This is a genomic window from Faecalibacillus intestinalis, assembly GCF_015097455.1.
Classification (GTDB): Bacteria; Bacillota_I; Bacilli_A; order Erysipelotrichales; family Coprobacillaceae; genus Faecalibacillus; species Faecalibacillus intestinalis.
On record NZ_AP024085.1, the window covers coordinates 786,802 to 806,112 of the forward strand.

Genomic DNA, 19,311 nt, shown 5'->3' on the forward strand with positions numbered 1-19,311 from the left:
AAGATGAAAAATAAGAAAGGTTTTACGTTGGTAGAGATTATTGTTGTATTAGTAATCTTAGCTATTTTAGCTGCGATTGCTGTACCTTCTGTAATTGGTTATGTAAATGAAGCTAAAGAGTCTCGCTATATTCAAGAGGCACATTCTATTTATACAGTTGTTGAAACGGAAGTGGCTAAGTATAAGGCAACAGATGATCCTAGTGAAAATGATATAGATAATTATATTAAAGATATATTGAGTGGTAATACAATTGATACTGCAGATAATAATCAATTAAAAGGCATTATTGCAAAAAAGACAGAGTTAGATGATGTTGATGTAGAAAGAAATGGTAATACTTATACAATGTATTGGATTAGTGATGATGATCATCATATTGAAGCTACATTAACAAAGAATAAGGATGTAAAGATTGTAAGTACTGATAGTAATCATAATTTTGATTAGATGAGGTTTTTATGGATTCAATTATTATTTTGATTTATGTATATATGTTTTTAATAGGAATGTGTGTTGCGAGTTTTATGAATGTTGTGATTGATCGTGTTCCTAGAAATGAGAGTTTTGTAAAGGGAAGGAGTCATTGTGATCATTGTGGTGAGACTTTAAAATGGTATGATTTGATTCCTATTGTAAGTTATATTTTTTTAAGGGGTAAGTGTCGTTATTGTCATACTTCGATTCCTATTAGAGGTTTTTTGATTGAAATTTTTGGTGGATTGATTGGTATGTTTTGTTTTTATCGTTTTGGTTTTAGTATTGAAACGATTTTAATGTTTGTAATTGCGATGATTTTACTTGCGATTACAATGATTGATTTTGATACAATGATTATTCCTGATGGTTTAAATATAGCCATGTTCATTGTTTCTATTGTTTTAATGTATGTAAGACATATGTCTTTGTTAGAAAGTATTATGGGTATGTTTTGTATTTCTGTACCAATGATTTTATTAAATGTTTTAATTGCTGAATCTTTTGGTGGTGGAGATATTAAATTAATGTTTGTCTCAGGAATAGCTTTAGGATGGAAGTATAGTTTACTTGCTGCTTTTATTGGTATTTTACTTGCAGGAAGTTATAGTGTTTATTTATTGATAAGTAAAAAGATTGATAAAAAAGGACATATTGCTTTTGGTCCTTATTTATCAATTGGTATTTTTATTGCTTTATCTTATGGTAGTGAAATTATAAGTTGGTATTTAAATTTAATGATGTAAAGAGGTGATAGAATGGCTACATTTAAATATATTTCGAAAGATATGTCAGCTAAAACAATAAGAGGAACGTTAGAAGCTGATGATCGAAATGATTTAGTGAGAAAGCTTAAAGAACAAAATTTGTTTTTAGTAAGTTGCCAAGATGTCACTAAAAAGACTGTTAATCAGTATAAAATGAAATTAAATGAATTATCAGCTTATTCTAGAGAAATAGGAACAATGCTTGCTTCTGGTTTATCTTTGATTCGTATTTTTTCTATTATGGTTCGAAGAGAAGATAATAAAAAAATAAAAAAAATTTATGAAAATATTTATGTAAAGTTACAACAAGGATATACTTTATCCGCTGCTATGGAAGCTCAAGGTGTTGCTTTTCCTAATTTAATGATTCAAATGTATCGTTCAGGTGAAGCAAGTGGGGATATGGATAAAACGGCTTTAACGATGTCTGATCAGTATTCTAAGGATCATCGTATTAAAGGTAAAACTAAATCAGCAATGATGTATCCTATTATTTTAATTATAGTTACAATTGCTGTTTTGTTGATTGTTTATTTAGCAGTGCTTCCTTCTTTCTTTGATATTTTTCAAAATGTTGAGTTACCATTGATTACTAAAATCAATATTAGTATTTCAAAGTTTTTACAAGATTATTGGTATTTTGTCTTATTGATTGCTGCGGGTTTGGTTGTCACTTTTATTGCTTTACTTAGAGTAGAAAAGGTACGTTTTCAAGTAGATAAATTAAAAATAAAAATTCCTAAGTTTGGTAAATTGTTGATGACAATTTATACGAGCAGATTTGCAAGAACTTTATGTTCTTTATATACAAGTGGGATGTCTATTGTTAATGCTTTAAATATTGCTAAAACAACGATTGGTAATGTTTATATTGAATCACAGTTTGACGGAGCTATTAAGAAATTAAGAAACGGGGAAAGTTTATCTCAAGCAATCAAGGACATTGATGGTTTTGATATTAAATTAACAAGTAGTATTTTTGTGGGAGAAGAAAGTGGACGTTTGGAATCAACGCTTACAACTCTTGCAGATGATTTTGATTTTGAAGCAGAACAAGCATCAGAGAGAATGATTACCCTTATTCAACCATTAATGATTATCTTTTTAGCGGTTGTGATTTGTTTAATTATTATATCTGTATTATTACCAATTTATACATTGTATAACAATGTAGGAAATATGTAGGAGGAATTATGAGTTATATTGTATTTTTATCAACAAAAGGATTACAAATGGTTCAAGGAAATGTTTCAAAAAATAATATTCATATTTCTTCTTGCAAAGAATTTGAATTTGTTGAAGGAACAATGCTTGATGGAAATATTCTTGATGATCAACCTGTTAGAGATGTTTTACTTGATTTAAAAAAAGAAAATGTTGATAGTGTGAGACTTGTTGTCGATAGTGGGCAAATTTTAGTGAAGTGTGCTGTTTTACCAAAAGTTTCTCATAAACAAATTCTTCAATTTGTAAAGGATGAATTTATTGACGTTGAAAGTCAATATACGGATTTATTATATGATTATGCAATCATAAAATATAAAGTTGAAGGTAAAGAAGGTCAACTCGTTTTATGTGCGGCAATGGAAAGAGAGTTTTTAAAGCCGTATATTGATTTGTTTGATGAAATGGGAATTTCATTAGAATCAATTGATATTATGACAAATTCAATTATTAAATTAACAGAATCTATTCCTAAATTAACAAACCTATCTTATGTTTTAACAGTAATCAATGGACAAGATGTTATTCATTATTTATTTATTAATGGACAATATGAAATAGCTAATAGAATACGTATTTTCTCTGATCGTGGAACAGTTGCTTTTATTACTGAATTGTCCAATTCACTTACTAAATTAATGCAGTTTACTAAAGGTACTTATAAAGATGCCCAATTAGAAAAAATCTATTTTGCGGGGCTAGAAACTTATGAAGAAGATATGTTGATGTCAACTATTTCTTCTAATTTGAGTATTGAGACATCTCGTTTTAAACCAACAAACCATACTTGTAGTAAAGATAATAATTTTCCTATTCATAAATATTTATTTGTAGGAAGTTTATGGAGGAGATAAGATGGCAAGAAACAGTAACAAAGATATTGATTTTTTATCTGTCTATAAAACAAAGAAAAAAATAAATATAAATTCTAAAACACTCTTGCTTATAGCATTACCTGTTTTACTCATTCTTATTTTTGCGACAAGTACACTTTATTTAACAATCACTAATAGAAACTTGCAAAAGGATGTTGATACATTGCAAACACAAATAGAAGAGGCTCTTGCTGCAACAGCATCTAATACAAATTCTGATCAACAAAAAGAATTAAGTAAGCTCAATGAACAACTTACAAACTTACAAACAATTACACAAACATTATCAAAATACCCTCAAATTGATAAAGGTATTTTAGAAACAATTGATAAATCATGTAAGAACTTAACAATTGATTCAATATCATTTAATCAAGAAACAGGAGCTATATCACTTACTGTAACAGCTTCTAAAGTTAATGGTTGTGAAGAAACAGTAAGAACACTTAGAGAATCAGGTACTTTTAAAACAGTTGATTACAATGGGTATACTCAAGATGGTGGTGTTAGTGAAACAACGGAAACCGTAACAGATCCTACAACAGGTGCGACAACAACACAAACAGTAACGAATACGACACCAATTACTTATAAATCATCGATTACATGTACATTAGAAGGAGGTACGACAAGTGGACAAGATTAAAGATTCATTTAAAAAACTTTCTTCTAGAGAAAAGACATTGATTTATATATTAGTGATTTTATTGATTGTTTGTTTTGGATGGTTGATTTTATTACAACCACAATTAACATCACATACATCATTAAAGTCTTCAAAAGATAGTTTAGAATTACAACTTACTGAATTAAAAGTAACAAGTTCATCTTCTTCAACAGAAGATATCAAAACACAAATTATGAATATTAATCAAGAAATTAAAGTTTTAAATGATCAATTTTACAATCTTATGTCAAAAGAAGATATTGATCAATTGATTACAAATCTAACAATAGAACATAAAATCAGTCCTACTAATTTAACAATGTCTGAAATAACACAAACAGATTTATCAAGTAAAAAGAGTGATGATAATTCATCTGATAACGCAAATGATAATACAGATGAATCTAAATCATCCAATACTTTAGTTTATTCATGTGTTGTTACACAAACATGTAAAGGAACAAAAGCTAATTTACTCAATTTAATTGAAGATGTTAAAAATATGAGTGGCTTACATATTAATTCTGTTGCTTATGAAAATTCAACAGGTAACTTGGATTTAACAATTACATATACAGTTTATATGGTAGAAAAATAGTAAAAGAGGTGCAAACAATGAAAAATAAAAAGGGATCAACAATTGTATGGGCAATTACATTGATTATGGTTCTTGTAGTCATTGTAGGTGCCTCTTTGTCTTTTGCATATATGTCTTATAATCAATCTATTAAAAATAGAAATAAGACACAAGTTGAATTGATTGCTAATTCGGCAATTAAATCTCTAGCTGGTGCTATTGAAAATGATGAAAATAGTTCGCAGCTAATTCCAGATACAGGTAAACAAATTAATGTATCAAAGATGGAATGTTCTGTTCCTTATGGAACAATTTCAAATATTAAAATTAATCGAAAAAAAGAAAATTTAATTATTGCATCACTAAAAGCTAATTACCATGATGAAGATTATACAATTTATGCTTATTTAACGCAGTCTGATAATCAATGGAAATGTGTTCAATATGATACAAATGGAAATCGAGATATTTCTACTGATAGTAGCTCAAATGGAAATGATTCAGGAAATAATGGTAGTACAGATAATGATAATGACAATAATATTGGTTTGCCAGAAGGAAGTAATATAGCAGATACACTTGATAAAAGACTTACGGTTATGTTGAATCAATACTATGGAGATTTTAAAAATATTTATACATTTATTGATTGGTATAAAGATCAATGTAAGTATATGAATAAAACTACGGATGCTAATTATAATTGCGATTGGTGGTTTAATAATAGTGAGGGCTCTGATTATCATATTAAACAAGCATATTTAACATGTATGACACAAAATAATCAGTTTGATAAGTTGGAAGATGATATTTATAAAAAAATAAAAGATCAAAATATTATTTTTAATGATAACAAATATTGGTATCCAGATTTATATGTTAATTTTCATGTATTTCCAAATAGTAATGGAAAGTATTTTATCTATGCATCTCCTTCAAGTGGTGCAAGTAATGGAGGAGTTTATCTTATTTATTATGATCAATCTTGGTATGTTACTAAAAATAAATCATTTAGAGAAAGTGATTTTTTAAATGTAGACAGTATAAAAAATGCTGTAAGCAATACAGATCAATGGTTAAAAATTGAGTAGGAGGGATGAATATGAAAAATACAAAAGGTATGACACTTATTGAAGTAATCATCTCTCTATTAATTATTAGTACAGCATCTTTAATTATTGTGGTTGGTTTTGTTACTGCACTTAATCTTTTTACAGATTCTAATCATTATAAAGATGTAACAAATAAACAACAAAAAGCTTTAGTTGATGAAGAAAATAAAGATACAGATATTGATGTGGATGATACTTTAGCTAATTATTCTATTACTGTTAATGGGAGTGGTAATCCAATTATCATCAATGGTACTTATAAAAAAGCAACAAGTAAAACATATAAGGATGTTAATCTTTCAAATTTTATTCCATCTATCCAAATTAGTGAAACTGTAAAAGGAAGAAATATTTATAAAAATTATTGCAAAATGATGCAAGAATTTTCGAATTATTTAAAAGAGCAAGGAGTCACGTCGGATGATAAATTATTTGAAGGAAAGACTAAAGAATATATAAAAGAGTGGATGATGCAAAAAACAGGTGAAAACAAATCAGATTTTATTACAAATTTACCTAAATTATATGCAAGTATATACCCTGATATAGAACTAGATTCATTATTAGAGGTTATTGGAACTTATAACAAAGATTTTGATAAGGAAAAGTATAAATATATTACACCATGTATGTATATATCAGATAGTACTAGAGAAAATTTAACTTATAAAGATTTTTTTGAAGATGGTGGCTATAAAAAATATGTATACATTTTAGTTGGTGATAAGGCAAAAAAAGGAGATCGTCCAACAGATATATGGGCATTGCTTGATAATACAACTGTTGAAGATGATCAAGATACTTGGTTAATTCCAAAAAGTGAAATAAGTACAAAAATACTTGAAAATAAAACATATTCAGAGTTTTATAAAATAATAAGTGGTAATGAATGGATTTATTATACAACATCAAAATAGAAAAGAGGGTGACTAAGATGATAAAAAAAGTAAATAATAAAGGTATGACGTTAGTTGAAATTGTTGTTGTACTTTTAATTGCTTCTATTATTATGACAATTACTGGTGGAATCTTAGTCAACTCATTAGGTTATTTTGATACAACAACCAAGAAATCTTTAGATAAACAAACATTAGATGGTGTTCTAGATTTTATTAGCAATGAAATCACCTATGCAACAGATGTAAGAGTATCAAATACTAAACCAGATGATAGAGATTGGCATTATCTTTATGTATTAAAAAATGATAAAAATAAAGGTAGACTTTATCGTGATGGTAAAGCAGTTTTTGATGATGATTATTATATTAATAATCGAGATTTACAAATGGATGTTAGAGGTTTTACTACTAATGGATATCGTTTGGATTTAACACTTAAGTATTTAAATGGGACAGAAGAAGCATATTCAACAAAGAATACATATGAGCTAGTCAATTTTAATATTAATACAACGGATAAAACGACTTTATTTAGTAATATTTCTAGTACGACACAGTTATCAGAAAATACAAAACTTTATTATATAAAAGATGATTCGTCTAATAATAGCGATGATAATGAGAAAGAGGGTAGTGAAATCACAGTTGCTAAACAGGTTGAATGTATTAATACGAAAAATAATCGTGGTGATTATGTAGAAGGAAGACATTATAGTAAAGGTGATTTTGTTTATTGTGATGGGTCATGGTGGCAGTTAATTCAAGATAAAAGTAATGCTACTTCACCTGATAAAAGTAAAGCAAGATGGTGGAAAAAGATAGATAAAAATTATAGTCCACTCAGTGCATATACTAAAGGTGATATTGTTTTTTTTGAAAAAGAACAATGTTATTATCAATGCTTACAGGATATGTATTCTATGGGAGTTGGCAGTGATAGTTCTGATGGATATGCGCCAGATGGATTTAATGGAAAGCAGACCTATTGGAAGTATATTGGTCCTAAAAATACGGTTACAAAAGATGTACATAATTGTGATGATATTTCAATAAGAAGAACTGATACAGTTTTAAATAAATTGGATCGACTCACGGAAAGCCAAATAAATAGCATTCCTAAATATGATGTTAATAAAACGGATTATAAAATAGGTGATTATATATATAATGAAGAAAAAAACGGTGTTAAACAATATTATTTGAAAGTATTGGATGGATCTGGAGGTCCCGGATCAAGTGCATCTTCTGGATGGCAAATTTTATCTCGTGACTGGAATAAAAATAGTGCATACTTAAAGGGTGATATTGTTTTATATTCTGAAGCTCAAGATTTAGGATATCTTAAAGCCATGCAAAGTATAAATAAAGATAATAATCCAACAACATGGCCACATATGTTAGAAATTGTTAATGGTAATCCAAATCCAAATTATTTTTGGAGTACAGTAAATTGATGGAGGTTGACACATGAAAAGTTTACCAATAGGTGAAGTATTAAAAGAATATGGGTATATTAATGAAGAACAGTTACAGATTGCATTAGATGCCCAAAAGAAAGATAGAAGTAAAAGATTAGGGGAACATTTAATAGATTTAGGTTTTGTTAGTGAACAACAAATGTTAGAAGCTTTATCTGATAAATTAGCTGAGCCTTTAGTTTCATTGGATAATATAGATTTTGATATTAATGCTGTTAAAAAGATTCCTGAAGCAATGGCACAAAAATATAATGTCATTGGTTATGCTTTTAATGACAATGTGTTAACAGTAGCAACAAGTGATCCTTTAAATTATTATGGATTAGAAGATGTAAGACTTGTTTCAGGTTGTCGTATTAGTGTTTCACTTGCAACAAAAGCAGATATTCAAATTGCTATTGAAAGATATTATTCAGATGTTGATACTTTGAATTTAGTAGATGATATTGATGAATCGACTTTACCTGAAGTAGAAGAGGATCTAAATTTATTTGATGCGAATGAAGATGATACACCTGTTGTTAAATTATTAAATTCATTGTTAATTAGAGGATATAATACAAGTGCTTCTGATATTCATATTGAACCATTTGAAGAAAAATTGCATGTAAGAATGCGTATTGATGGAATGCTTGTTGATTATTTAGATTTAAATAAAAATATACAAGCGGCTTTGATTGTTAGAATTAAAATTTTATCTAACATGGATATTGCTGAAAAAAGATTACCTCAAGATGGTCATTTTATGGGAGTAATTGATGGAGTTGAATTAAATATTCGTGTATCTGTTATTCCTACTATCTTTGGTGAAAAGATTGTTATGCGTTATTTGAATTCTAATAGTACTATTGACCGCTTAAGTACTTTTGGAATGACAGAAGAAAACTTTAAGAAAATGAATCATATGATGTCTATGCCACATGGAATTATTTATGTTACGGGTCCTACTGGAAGTGGGAAAACCACAACACTTTATATGATCCTTGAAAAATTAGCTCAAGGACAAATCAATATTTCAACGATTGAAGATCCTGTGGAAAGAAAATTAAATCGTATTAATCAAATGCAAGTCAATACAATGTCTGGTCTTACATTTGATAGAGGATTGCGTGCTTTAATGAGACAAGATCCAGATGTAATCATGGTTGGAGAAACTCGTGATAAAGAAACTGCTGAAATTTCTGTTCGTGCAGCTATTACAGGACATTTGGTTGTCAGTACATTACATACGAACGATGCTATTAGTACGATTGTTAGGCTTGAAGAAATGGGTGTTGAACCTTATATGGTTGCTAACAGTTTAGTAGGTGTTGTTGCTCAACGTTTAATGCGAAAGGTTTGTCCTTATTGTAAAAAGGAAGTAGCTACTTCATTATCTGATCGTTTAGCTTTACAAGAAGGAATCAAATATATATCTAAAGGAACAGGCTGTCCTCATTGTAATCAAACAGGTTATAAGGGGAGAATTGCTATTCATGAAGTTATTGAAATAGATAGTAAAGTACGTAAAATGATTTCTAATCAAGAAGAAATAGATGATATTATGAAATATCTTGTTGAAGAACAAGGAGTAGAAACTTTAAGAGATCAAGCTTTAAAACTTGTTAAAGAAGGTAAAACAACAGTAGATGAATTCAATAAGATTATTGCTTATATTGATTAAAGGGGAATGTTATGGCAAATATTAATGATATTTTAAATGAAGCAAGAATTAAAGGATGTAGTGATGTCCATATTGGTGAAAATACAGGTATAACATTGAGACAAGATGGAAAACTTATTGAATTTGAACAAACTTTTAGTAATGAAGAAATAAAAGAAATGATTTTATCAATGTGTAAAGATCGAATTTTAAAGATTGTAGAAAAACATGAAGATGCTGACTTTGTCTATGTAAATGATTTAGGAAGACATCGTGTTAATATTTATTTTCAACAAGGTTATATGACAGCCGCAATTCGTATCATCAATGAACAAATCAAGACATTAGAAGAATTAAATTTACCTGATGTTTTACATAAATTGGCTTTACTTCCTCGAGGACTTGTTCTAGTAACCGGTCCTACAGGAAGTGGAAAATCAACAACTTTAGCAGCAATGATTGATTTTATTTCTTCAATGAGAAATTGTCATATTCTTACCATTGAAGATCCAATTGAATATGTATATCAACAAAAACAAGCTCTTATACATCAAAGAGAAGTCCATGAAGACGTTGATTCTTTTGATACAGCTTTAAAAAGTGCCATGCGTGAAGATCCAGATGTTATTCTTGTTGGAGAAATGAGAGACTATGAAACGATTCAAGCAGTTATTACTTTAGCTGAAACAGGCCATCTTGTATTTAGTACACTTCATACTATTGGTGCTCCTAAAACAATTGATCGTATTATTGATGTTTTCCCTCCTCATAAACAAGCTCAAATTCGTGCTCAATTAGCCTCTGTTTTACAAGCGGTTGTTACTCAACAACTTTTACCACTTGCAAGTGGTAAGGGAAGAGCAGCTGCTTTAGAAATCATGATTGCTAATGACGCTATTAAAAATTTAATTAGGGAAAATAAGGGTCATCAAATAGATACAATGATTCAAACTGGAAGAAATGAAGGAATGACAACATTAAATGCATCACTTGCTACTTTAGTAAATACTGGAAAAGTAAATCGTATGGTAGCAGAAAGATATTCTCTTGATGTTGGAGAATTAAGACAATTAATAAGATAGTTAAAAAGAATAAGCGAGTCTGCTTATTCTTTTGATTTGAGAAGGATGCAATTATTCATATATTGCATAACCTTTTATATATTCAAAAAGCAGCAGTATTAAAGATAGGTTTTAACACTGCTGTTTATTAAATACAAGTTCTTTTAGTGACACTACAAGAAATAATTACAAACTTGAATAACCTATTTTTTAGTAAGTTTTAAATTACTTACACACTTTTCTTGACAAACCCTTTGGTTTTTGAAAATAATTTTTTAATTCTTCAAATTCTTCAAAATCATATAGATGTTTTTGAAGATTACGAATTTGTTGTTTAGAAAAAGTGCTTATAAAATCACTGATATCTTCATGAAATTGCATTTTAATATACTTAATAATACTTTCCTTTGTTTCATCAAGAATACTATCTATTTCGTTATTTGCTTTTTCAGCTCTTTGGTTTGCTTCCTCCGCTTTTTTCTTCTCTTTCTCGGCTTTTTGATTCGCTTCTTTAATTTTTCTATCACGAGAACGAAGCAATATTTCATTATCTAAACGATCAAGATATTCTAGGTATGATTCTTCAGAAGATATATATTTGTCATGCATTTGTATCGCTTCCTTTATTCTATAATCTATTTCAATTTTATCATATGGTTTTTCGTTTTTAAAGAGATACATCAACTGATTAAAACTCGTCATTTCATTAATTACTTGATTGATATATTCGAGTTGAATAATTGTTATTTCCATGCGATTAAATGGATAGACAATATGATGTTCATCATCAACCATTCTAAAGTAACATTTATAAAGAGGAGCATTGTCTAAAATATGCCCATAACTGATAATTAATGATCTTACTACATGAGCACTAGTATAATCTTCTCCCTGTTTTACCTGTTGTCTTAAAAGTTCAGCATTATAAAGTTCAAAACGAACAAGTATCTCTTCATTTAAACCATAAGTTTGTAATTCGATATTGTAGAGATCACCTACATCATCAATAGCTAAAATATCTAAAATAAGTTTCTTTTCATAGAAATTTTTACCATATTGTTGTGCGTTTTTTAATTTAGTAGAAACAATCTCTCTGTCTAAAATAAGCTCTTGACAAATAAGGGTTCTAATTCTTTCATTTTCAACAAGCAAATGATGAAAATATAAATCATTTGAATATTTTTTAAAATTCTCTCTATTTTTGTTCATAAAAAGTCCTCCATTATTTATATTGACTTTTTATGAGTGTTTTTCTTTTTTTTATCAAAAAATTAAAATTTTTAAGTTTTGAAGATGTTTTTTTAATTCTTCAAATTCTTTAAAATCATATAAATGATCTAAAAGATCAAAAATTTGATATTTAGAAAGAGTATTTATAGAACTGCTTATATCTTCATGAAATTTTAGTTGAGAGTATCTGATAATGCTTTCTTTTGTTTCATTGATTAGATTTTCATATTTTTTATTTGCTTCTTCAAGCTTTCTATCACGAGAACGTAAAAGTATTTGATTATCTAACAAGTCAAAGTATTCTAGATATTCTTTATATAAATTATACATATTTACCACTTCCTACTATCTATAATAGCATATTTTAAATAAATAAAGAATATGTAAAATAAATTTTTAAAGTGGAAATAAATGGATTTAAAAGAGATTATTATATTAATTTGTTGATAGATACATGATACAATAGGGATAGGTGATTTTATGAAATTAGAACTTTTAACATATGAAAAAGAAAATCTTCCACGTGGTTGGAAACCTTATTATATATATTTAATCATGGTCGATCATATAGAAGTAGGAAGAATTGTTTTAAGAGAAGGTAGTAATGAAGAAAGATATTATGATGGACATATTGGTTATACGATAGAAAAGGAATACCGAGGGTATCATTATAGTAAAGATGCTTGTTTATTATTGTTTGATAAAGCAAAAGAAAAAGGATTTAAACAATTAATGATTACATGTTCTCCTGATAATATAGCAAGTCGTAAGATTATTGAGTCATTGCCATTTAAGTATCTTGAAACAAAAGAAGTACCTGCATGTTTGAAGAAAGATTTTGATCAAGGTGATTATATAAAAAGAATATATTGTTTGGATTTGGAGGAGTTATGAAATTTATACATTTAGCGGATTTACATTTAGGTAAAATTATTTATCAAAATAATCTATTAGATATTCAAATTGATTTATTAAATCAAGTGATGAATTATATGGTTCAAAAAAAAATAGATACTTTAGTAATTGCTGGAGATGTTTATGATCGTGCGATTGCCTCTAAAGAAAGTATAGTTGCTTTAAATCATTTTTTAGAAGCAATGATTTTACATTATCATAAAAAAGTATTGATCATTTCAGGAAATCATGATAGCAGTGAAAGACTTGATTTTGCAAGTTCTTTACTTCAAAGTCAAGGTTTGTATATTGTTTCTTATCCTGAAAAAGAAATAAGACCAATTGAAATAGAAGGTGTTTATTTTTATTTGGTTCCTTTTTTTAAACCTTCTTATATACGTTATTTATATGAAAAAGATGATTTAAAAACGTATCAGGATGCTTTTGCATATTATTTAAGTCAACAAACATTTGTTGAAGACCATCCTAAAGTTCTTGTAACACATCAATTTATTGCGGGAAATAAAGAAGTGATTAGAAGTGAAAGTGAAGTAATTCTTTCCGTGGGTGGTAGTGAAATTATTGATGTTGATTTATGTAAAGATTTTGATTATGTAGCTTTAGGTCATATTCATGCAAGTCAAAAAATTAAATATGATTATGTAAGATATGCAGGAAGTTTAATGAAGTATTCATTTGATGAAGTTCATCAAAAAAAAGGAATGGTTGAAGTAACTATTGATGAAACTGGGGTTTCTACGCAAATTATTCCTTTAAAGCCACAAAAAGATCTAGTGAAGGTCGTTGGAAAATATGAAGATGTTTTACATTATCCAAATAACGAAAATGATTTTGTAGCGGTAGAATTATTAGATAAACAAGTCATTGGTCATGCATATGATTTTTTAAAAGAAAAATACCCTTATTTATTACAAATTACTTATCAATCACTAGAAAAACTTAAAACAAATCAAACAGCTTCTTCCTTAGATGTTGAAAAACAATCTCCAATAGAAATATTTAAAGAATTCTATGAAAAAATGAAAGGTGAAGCAATGAGTCAAGAAAGTGAAGAAATTATTCAACAATTACTAGAGGAGGTAAGTGAAGATGATGCCCATTAGCCTTACATTATCAGCGTTTGGACCTTATCCAGATACAATCACAATCGATTTTGAATCATTTCAAGAAGATGGTCTCTTTTTAATTACAGGGCCTACAGGTAGTGGAAAAACGATGATTTTTGATGCCATGATCTTTGCCTTATATGGTAAAACAAGTGGTCAAATTAGACAAACGGACAGTTTAAGGTGTGATCATGCCTTAAATGAAATTCCTACTTTTGTTGAATTTTCATTTTCTTTGCATCAACAAAATTATACAATTAAAAGAAATCCTAAATATTATCTAGAAGGGAAAAAAACACCTAAACAACCTTCAGCGTTACTTATTTTACCAGATGGCAAAATGGTCGAAGGTATTAAAGAAGTCAATCAAAAAATGATTTCTTTATTAGGGGTCGATGATCAACAATTTAAACAGATTTGTATGATTGCTCAAGGAGAATTTACAAAATTGATTATGGCTTCAAGTGATGAAAGAGAAAAAGTATTAAGAGAGTTATTTCATAGTGAGACGTATCAAAAGTTAGAAGAAAAACTTAAAGTTCATCTAAAAACGTATCAGGATAAATATGATTTATTATTGAATAAAAGGAAAGATTTGATGCAAGAATTACAAGTTGAAGATCATCAAGAATATTTATCTAAACAAACAAAACTTATCGCAAGTCAACAAAAAGAATATGATGATTTAAAAAAAGATTTAGATCAAAAGAAACAACAATTACAACTCTATCGCTTGCAAAATCAACGATTAATACAATTAAAAGATTTAAAACAACAATTTCAAGATTTAAAGAAACAAGAAAATGATTATCAAGAATTAAATAAAACTGTAGATACTTTAAAAAAAGCACAAGAAACAAATTATTTATATATTTCTTATATTAAACAACAAAAGAAACTTCAAACCTTAAAATTAAATCAAGAAGATTTTTTAAAACAATTAAAAAAACTTGAAAAAGATTATCAAGAAAAAAAGGTACAAGCAGATTTTCTTGACTACAAACAACAAACAAAAGAAAAATTACAAAACCAAATTCAAGAAACGAAACAATTAATCAATCAAATCTATCAATATCAAAATGATTATCAAAACTTACAAACTCTAAAACAACAATATAGAATGTTAGATGAAGAACATAAACTCTTTTTAAAAAAGAAAGAAAAATTTGAAAATGGGCTGCAAAGAGATCAAGAAAGAATCCAAAGTGAACAACAAGTACAATCTAAATATGAACTGATCAAACAACAATATGTTCGTTTAAACGAACAAAAAGTAAAAGTTCATCAATTGTCGGATTATTATGATCAAATACTCAAACTTAATGAAAATAAAAGTGATTTACAAGAAGAGTATACAGTTGTTGAAAAACAAGTTGATCATGAAAAAATGCAATATAATCAAATGGAAAAATTGTATTTTAGAAAACAAGCAGGTATTTTTGCATTACAATTAAAAGAGGATCAACCATGCCCTATTTGTGGCTCTTTACATCATCCTCATCCGGCACAAATTGAAAAAGAAGATATAACAAAAGAAAAATTAGATCAACAAGCTAAAAAAGTAAAACAACAAGAACATAGGTTACAAGATATCTTACAAAAAATACTCTTATCTAATCAAAAAAAGGAAATGCTTGTTAAACAAACAAAACAACTTTCAAGTGAACTTAATATTCAAGAAGAGATATCTAAAGAAATCTTTATTAAAGAATTAGATCATTTATCAAAAGATGAAAAAAGAATGAAAAAAGAATATCTTGAATTACAAGATGAACTTAAATATATTCAAAAGCTTAAAAAGAGTGTGGCTCTTTCATTGAAAGATATGTCTACTTATGAAAGTAAAGAATTAAAACAAGCACAAAGTCTAGAGAATATTCAAGTACAAATTCATCAATTATCTGGTAAATTAAATGATTCACTGCGACAATATGAAATTGGAGAAGTTAATAAAAATTATCAACAAGTTCAAAAAGAATATCGTCAACTTTCATTAGAAATAGAAACTATTCAACAGGATTATGAAAAGGTCAAAAATAAATATCTTGAAATAAAAACAAAAATTTCGTCATTGAATCAACAAATTATTCAAGAACAAGAAATATATGATGAATTAGATAATAAATATCATACTGCTTTAGATGCATTTATAAATGAAGAAGAATTTTTAAATTTAAAAACACAAATCAATCAAATCAGTATCTTGGAAAAGAAATATCAAGATTATTTAATTTCTTTAAAGAGTTTAAATGAACAGATTATTTCATTAGAAAATGAAGTCAAAGATTCAACATATGTTGATTTATCTTCTTTAAGTGAAACAATTAAAGAAGTAAATCAACAATTGAGAGAAAAAAATGATGATTTAGAAAAATTAAAAATAGATTATTCATTAAAAGAAAAAATGATCAAAGATATTCAAAAAATCAATCAACAATTAGAAAAAGATGAAGATACTTATCAAAGATATTTAGATCTTTATAATCTAGCAAGTGGTAAAAATAATGCAAGAGTGTCGATTGAAAGATATGTACTAGCAACTTATTTTGAAAATATGTTGATTTATGCCAATGTGATCATGAAACAATTGAGTCAAGGAAGATATCAATTATTAAGGAAAGATGATGCAGGTAAAGGAAGAAGTCAGCAAGGGTTAGAATTAGATGTTTTTGATCAAGAAAGTGGAAATATTAGAAGTATTAAGACACTTTCTGGTGGGGAATCCTTTAAAGCGGCTTTATCTCTTGCTTTAGGACTTTCAAGAATGGTTCAAGATTATGCTGGAGGAATTGAATTAAATACGCTTTTTATTGATGAAGGGTTTGGTTCTCTAGATAGTCAATCATTAGATCAAGCAATGAATTGTTTAATGGAATTGCATCATGAAAATAAATTAATTGGAATCATCTCACATGTTAGTGATTTAAAAGATCGTATTGAACGACAACTTGTAGTTGAAAGAAAACAAAAACAAAGTGTGATTCAGACGATCTAATCTTGCTTGTTTATCATTTCTATAGTAAAATAGAGGAGCATTTTAGAGGAGGAAAAAAGATGGCAAATAACAAGAAAAATGAAGCTATTACTGCTAGAGATGTTGATTTTGCTAAATGGTATACAGATGTATGTCGTAAAGCTGAATTAATGGATTATAGTGGTGTGAAAGGGTTTATTATTTATCGCCCTTATGGATATGCTTTATGGGAACAAATTCAAAATCATATGGATAAAAAATTTAAAGAAACAGGACATGAAAATGTTTATATGCCGATGTTGATCCCTCAATCTTTATTACAAAAAGAAGCTGATCACGTAGAAGGTTTTGCACCAGAATGTGCCGTTGTTACAAAAGGTGGTTTAAATGAATTAGAAGAAAATTTGATTATTAGACCTACTTCTGAAACATTGTTCTGTGAACATTATGCAAAAATTGTTAATTCTTATCGTGATTTACCAAAATTATATAATCAATGGTGTTCAGTAGTACGTTGGGAAAAAACAACAAGACCATTTTTACGTGGATCTGAATTTTTATGGCAAGAAGGGCATACAATTCATGCCAGTGAAGAAGAAGCAAGAAAAGAAACTTTACAAATGTTAGAAATTTATCGCTCTACTGCACAAGATTTACTTGCAATTCCAATGGTTACTGGACGTAAAACTGAAAGTGAAAAATTTGCAGGGGCTGAAGAAACTTATACAATTGAAGCTTTAATGCATGATGGAAAAGCTTTACAATCAGGAACATCTCATTATTTTGGTCAAGGTTTTGCAAAAGCTTTCGATGTTAAATTCTTAAATAAAGATAATAAACAAGAATATGTTTATCAAACTTCTTGGGGAGTATCAACACGTTTACTTGGAGCAATCATTATGGTTCATGGAGATGATAATGGACTTGTTTTACCACCAAGAGTGGCACCAATTCAAGTGATGATCGTTCCAGTTATGCAACATAAAGAAGGCGTTTTAGATAAGGCTTATGAAATTGAAAAACAATTAAAAGCAACTGGGCTTCGTGTTAAAGTAGATGCGAGTGATAAAACACCAGGTTATAAATTTGCAGATGCTGAAATGAGAGGAATTCCATTAAGACTTGAAATTGGACCTAAAGATATTGAAAAAGGACAATGTGTCTTAGCTAAAAGATTAGATGGTACAAAAGAAACATATGCTTTAAATGAAGAATTACCAAATACAATTCATCAATTATTAGACCAAATTCATGATGAAATGTATGCAAAAGCATTGAAATTTAGAGATGAAAACATTAGAACTGCGAAAACATATGATGAATTTAAAGAAATCTTAAATACTAAAGCAGGATACATTCGTATGATGTGGTGTGAAGATGATGCTTGTGAAGCTAAAATCAAAGAAGAAACAGGTGCTACATCAAGATGTATCAAAGAGGATGAAGAACCATTTGGAGATGTTTGTCCAATTTGTGGTAAACCAGCTAAAAAAGTTGTTTACTTTGCAAAAGCTTATTAATTTGTATAAAGGAGTAATCATTAAGATTGCTCTTTTTTATTAAGCTTTTTATAGAGAGAATTTATATAAATGTGTATAATGAATTTGTAAATGTTTGGATAAATAGGTAGAAGTAATGAATAAAGAAGAGGCTGTTCAATTAAATAAATTAAAAAGAAAAACAGGCCTATTTTTTATTATAGTGATGGGTATCATGTTTATTTGTTTTAATTCAATTTGAAGTAAATAAAGAAAAAATAAGTGCAAGTTATACTGCAGAAGATACTGTTCGAAAAATAGAAACACAACTTAGAAGATATTTAGAAAATTCTGAAATGTTTAAAAATATTATATCTTCAAAACATACAATCAGTGATGAACAGTTTAATCAGCTTGCAAGTTATATAAAAAAATAAAAATATTATTGAAGCATATGAATTAGCACCTAATGGGATTGTTGAATGCTGAAATTACGATTACTCTTTTAGAAGATATGGGATTAATAGTTGAACGTGTTGAAGATGGGATTCAATGTGTGGCCAAAATGGAACAAATGCCTGCTAAAAGCTATGATTTGATTTTAATGGATATTCAAATGCCTCATATGGATGGTTATAAGGCAACACAAACTATTCGTCAATTGTCAAATAAAGACAAAACCACGATTCCTATCATTGCTTTAACAGCTAATGCCTTTGAGGAAGATAGAAAAAAGGCGATTGCTCAAGGGATGAATGGACATATATCAAAACCAATAGATGAAAAAGGCCTTCTTTCAATTCTTAAATAACACAATATAAAAGAAGTA

General features: G+C 28.1%; 18 protein-coding genes. 16 read left to right on the forward strand and 2 right to left on the reverse strand.

Annotation, left to right across the window (positions count from 1 at the left end; all coding sequences use genetic code 11):
- Positions 1–3: 3 nt before the first annotated feature.
- The 11 genes from Fi14EGH31_RS04070 to Fi14EGH31_RS04120 are packed head-to-tail and all read left to right on the forward strand — an operon-like array spanning position 4 to position 10,800.
- On the forward strand, positions 4–450 hold the full coding sequence (locus tag Fi14EGH31_RS04070) for a prepilin-type N-terminal cleavage/methylation domain-containing protein (protein WP_117481428.1): 447 nt from the start codon (positions 4–6) through the stop codon (positions 448–450).
- A gap of 11 nt (positions 451–461) precedes the next feature.
- Positions 462–1,223: a prepilin peptidase gene (locus Fi14EGH31_RS04075; RefSeq protein WP_200765164.1), complete on the forward strand. Its 762-nt coding sequence runs from the start codon at positions 462–464 to the stop codon at positions 1,221–1,223.
- A 12-nt stretch (positions 1,224–1,235) separates the two neighbouring features.
- Positions 1,236–2,429, forward strand: coding sequence for a type II secretion system F family protein (locus Fi14EGH31_RS04080; protein WP_118573403.1), 1,194 nt, complete (start codon positions 1,236–1,238; stop codon positions 2,427–2,429).
- An 8-nt stretch (positions 2,430–2,437) separates the two neighbouring features.
- The gene (gene pilM / locus Fi14EGH31_RS04085; RefSeq protein ID WP_117788082.1) at positions 2,438–3,322 is read left to right on the forward strand and encodes a type IV pilus biogenesis protein PilM; all 885 of its coding nucleotides are present in this window, start codon (positions 2,438–2,440) and stop codon (positions 3,320–3,322) included.
- Between the two features lies 1 nt (position 3,323).
- Positions 3,324–3,989 (forward strand): hypothetical protein, encoded by a 666-nt coding sequence (locus Fi14EGH31_RS04090; RefSeq protein WP_117813775.1) that lies wholly within the window; start codon positions 3,324–3,326, stop codon positions 3,987–3,989.
- Positions 3,976–4,608 carry a type II secretion system protein GspM gene (gene gspM, locus Fi14EGH31_RS04095; RefSeq protein WP_117829062.1) on the forward strand — a complete coding sequence of 211 codons (633 nt, stop codon included), beginning with the start codon at positions 3,976–3,978 and terminating at the stop codon, positions 4,606–4,608. Before Fi14EGH31_RS04090 ends, gspM begins: the two co-directional genes overlap by 14 nt.
- Positions 4,609–4,625: 17 nt before the next feature.
- Positions 4,626–5,678, forward strand: coding sequence for a hypothetical protein (locus Fi14EGH31_RS04100; RefSeq protein ID WP_107029875.1), 1,053 nt, complete (start codon positions 4,626–4,628; stop codon positions 5,676–5,678).
- Between the two features lie 11 nt (positions 5,679–5,689).
- The gene (locus Fi14EGH31_RS04105; protein ID WP_200765165.1) at positions 5,690–6,616 is read left to right on the forward strand and encodes a type IV pilus modification PilV family protein; all 927 of its coding nucleotides are present in this window, start codon (positions 5,690–5,692) and stop codon (positions 6,614–6,616) included.
- Positions 6,617–6,633: 17 nt separating this feature from the next.
- Complete coding sequence (locus Fi14EGH31_RS04110) at positions 6,634–8,052, forward strand: PilW family protein (protein ID WP_158560092.1); 1,419 nt, start codon at positions 6,634–6,636, stop codon at positions 8,050–8,052.
- Between the two features lie 13 nt (positions 8,053–8,065).
- Positions 8,066–9,739 (forward strand): GspE/PulE family protein, encoded by a 1,674-nt coding sequence (locus Fi14EGH31_RS04115; protein ID WP_118632628.1) that lies wholly within the window; start codon positions 8,066–8,068, stop codon positions 9,737–9,739.
- Positions 9,740–9,750: 11 nt separating this feature from the next.
- Complete coding sequence (locus tag Fi14EGH31_RS04120; RefSeq protein ID WP_022000870.1) at positions 9,751–10,800, forward strand: type IV pilus twitching motility protein PilT; 1,050 nt, start codon at positions 9,751–9,753, stop codon at positions 10,798–10,800.
- A gap of 204 nt (positions 10,801–11,004) precedes the next feature.
- Here Fi14EGH31_RS04120 and Fi14EGH31_RS04125 read toward each other — a convergent pair whose 3' ends face one another.
- Positions 11,005–11,988, reverse strand: a complete 984-nt coding sequence (locus tag Fi14EGH31_RS04125; protein ID WP_022000869.1) for a PD-(D/E)XK nuclease family transposase — start codon at positions 11,986–11,988, stop codon at positions 11,005–11,007.
- A 54-nt stretch (positions 11,989–12,042) separates the two neighbouring features.
- Positions 12,043–12,339, reverse strand: coding sequence for a hypothetical protein (locus tag Fi14EGH31_RS04130; protein WP_107029881.1), 297 nt, complete (start codon positions 12,337–12,339; stop codon positions 12,043–12,045).
- A gap of 150 nt (positions 12,340–12,489) precedes the next feature.
- Here Fi14EGH31_RS04130 and Fi14EGH31_RS04135 point away from each other — a divergent pair, with 150 nt between their 5' ends.
- From Fi14EGH31_RS04135 to Fi14EGH31_RS04155, 5 genes are all read left to right on the forward strand, one after another.
- Positions 12,490–12,903 carry a GNAT family N-acetyltransferase gene (locus Fi14EGH31_RS04135; RefSeq protein ID WP_118473418.1) on the forward strand — a complete coding sequence of 138 codons (414 nt, stop codon included), beginning with the start codon at positions 12,490–12,492 and terminating at the stop codon, positions 12,901–12,903.
- Positions 12,900–14,027, forward strand: coding sequence for an exonuclease SbcCD subunit D (locus Fi14EGH31_RS04140; RefSeq protein ID WP_107029883.1), 1,128 nt, complete (start codon positions 12,900–12,902; stop codon positions 14,025–14,027). Before Fi14EGH31_RS04135 ends, Fi14EGH31_RS04140 begins: the two co-directional genes overlap by 4 nt.
- Positions 14,014–17,025 (forward strand): AAA family ATPase, encoded by a 3,012-nt coding sequence (locus tag Fi14EGH31_RS04145; RefSeq protein ID WP_117829058.1) that lies wholly within the window; start codon positions 14,014–14,016, stop codon positions 17,023–17,025. The genes Fi14EGH31_RS04140 and Fi14EGH31_RS04145 overlap by 14 nt, the downstream gene beginning before the upstream one ends.
- Positions 17,026–17,084: 59 nt before the next feature.
- Positions 17,085–18,524, forward strand: a complete 1,440-nt coding sequence (proS, locus tag Fi14EGH31_RS04150) for a proline--tRNA ligase (RefSeq protein ID WP_118748949.1) — start codon at positions 17,085–17,087, stop codon at positions 18,522–18,524.
- A 427-nt stretch (positions 18,525–18,951) separates the two neighbouring features.
- Entirely contained in the window at positions 18,952–19,293 is a 342-nt protein-coding gene (locus Fi14EGH31_RS04155; protein WP_117832585.1) for a response regulator, read from the forward strand.
- Positions 19,294–19,311 lie beyond the last annotated feature (18 nt).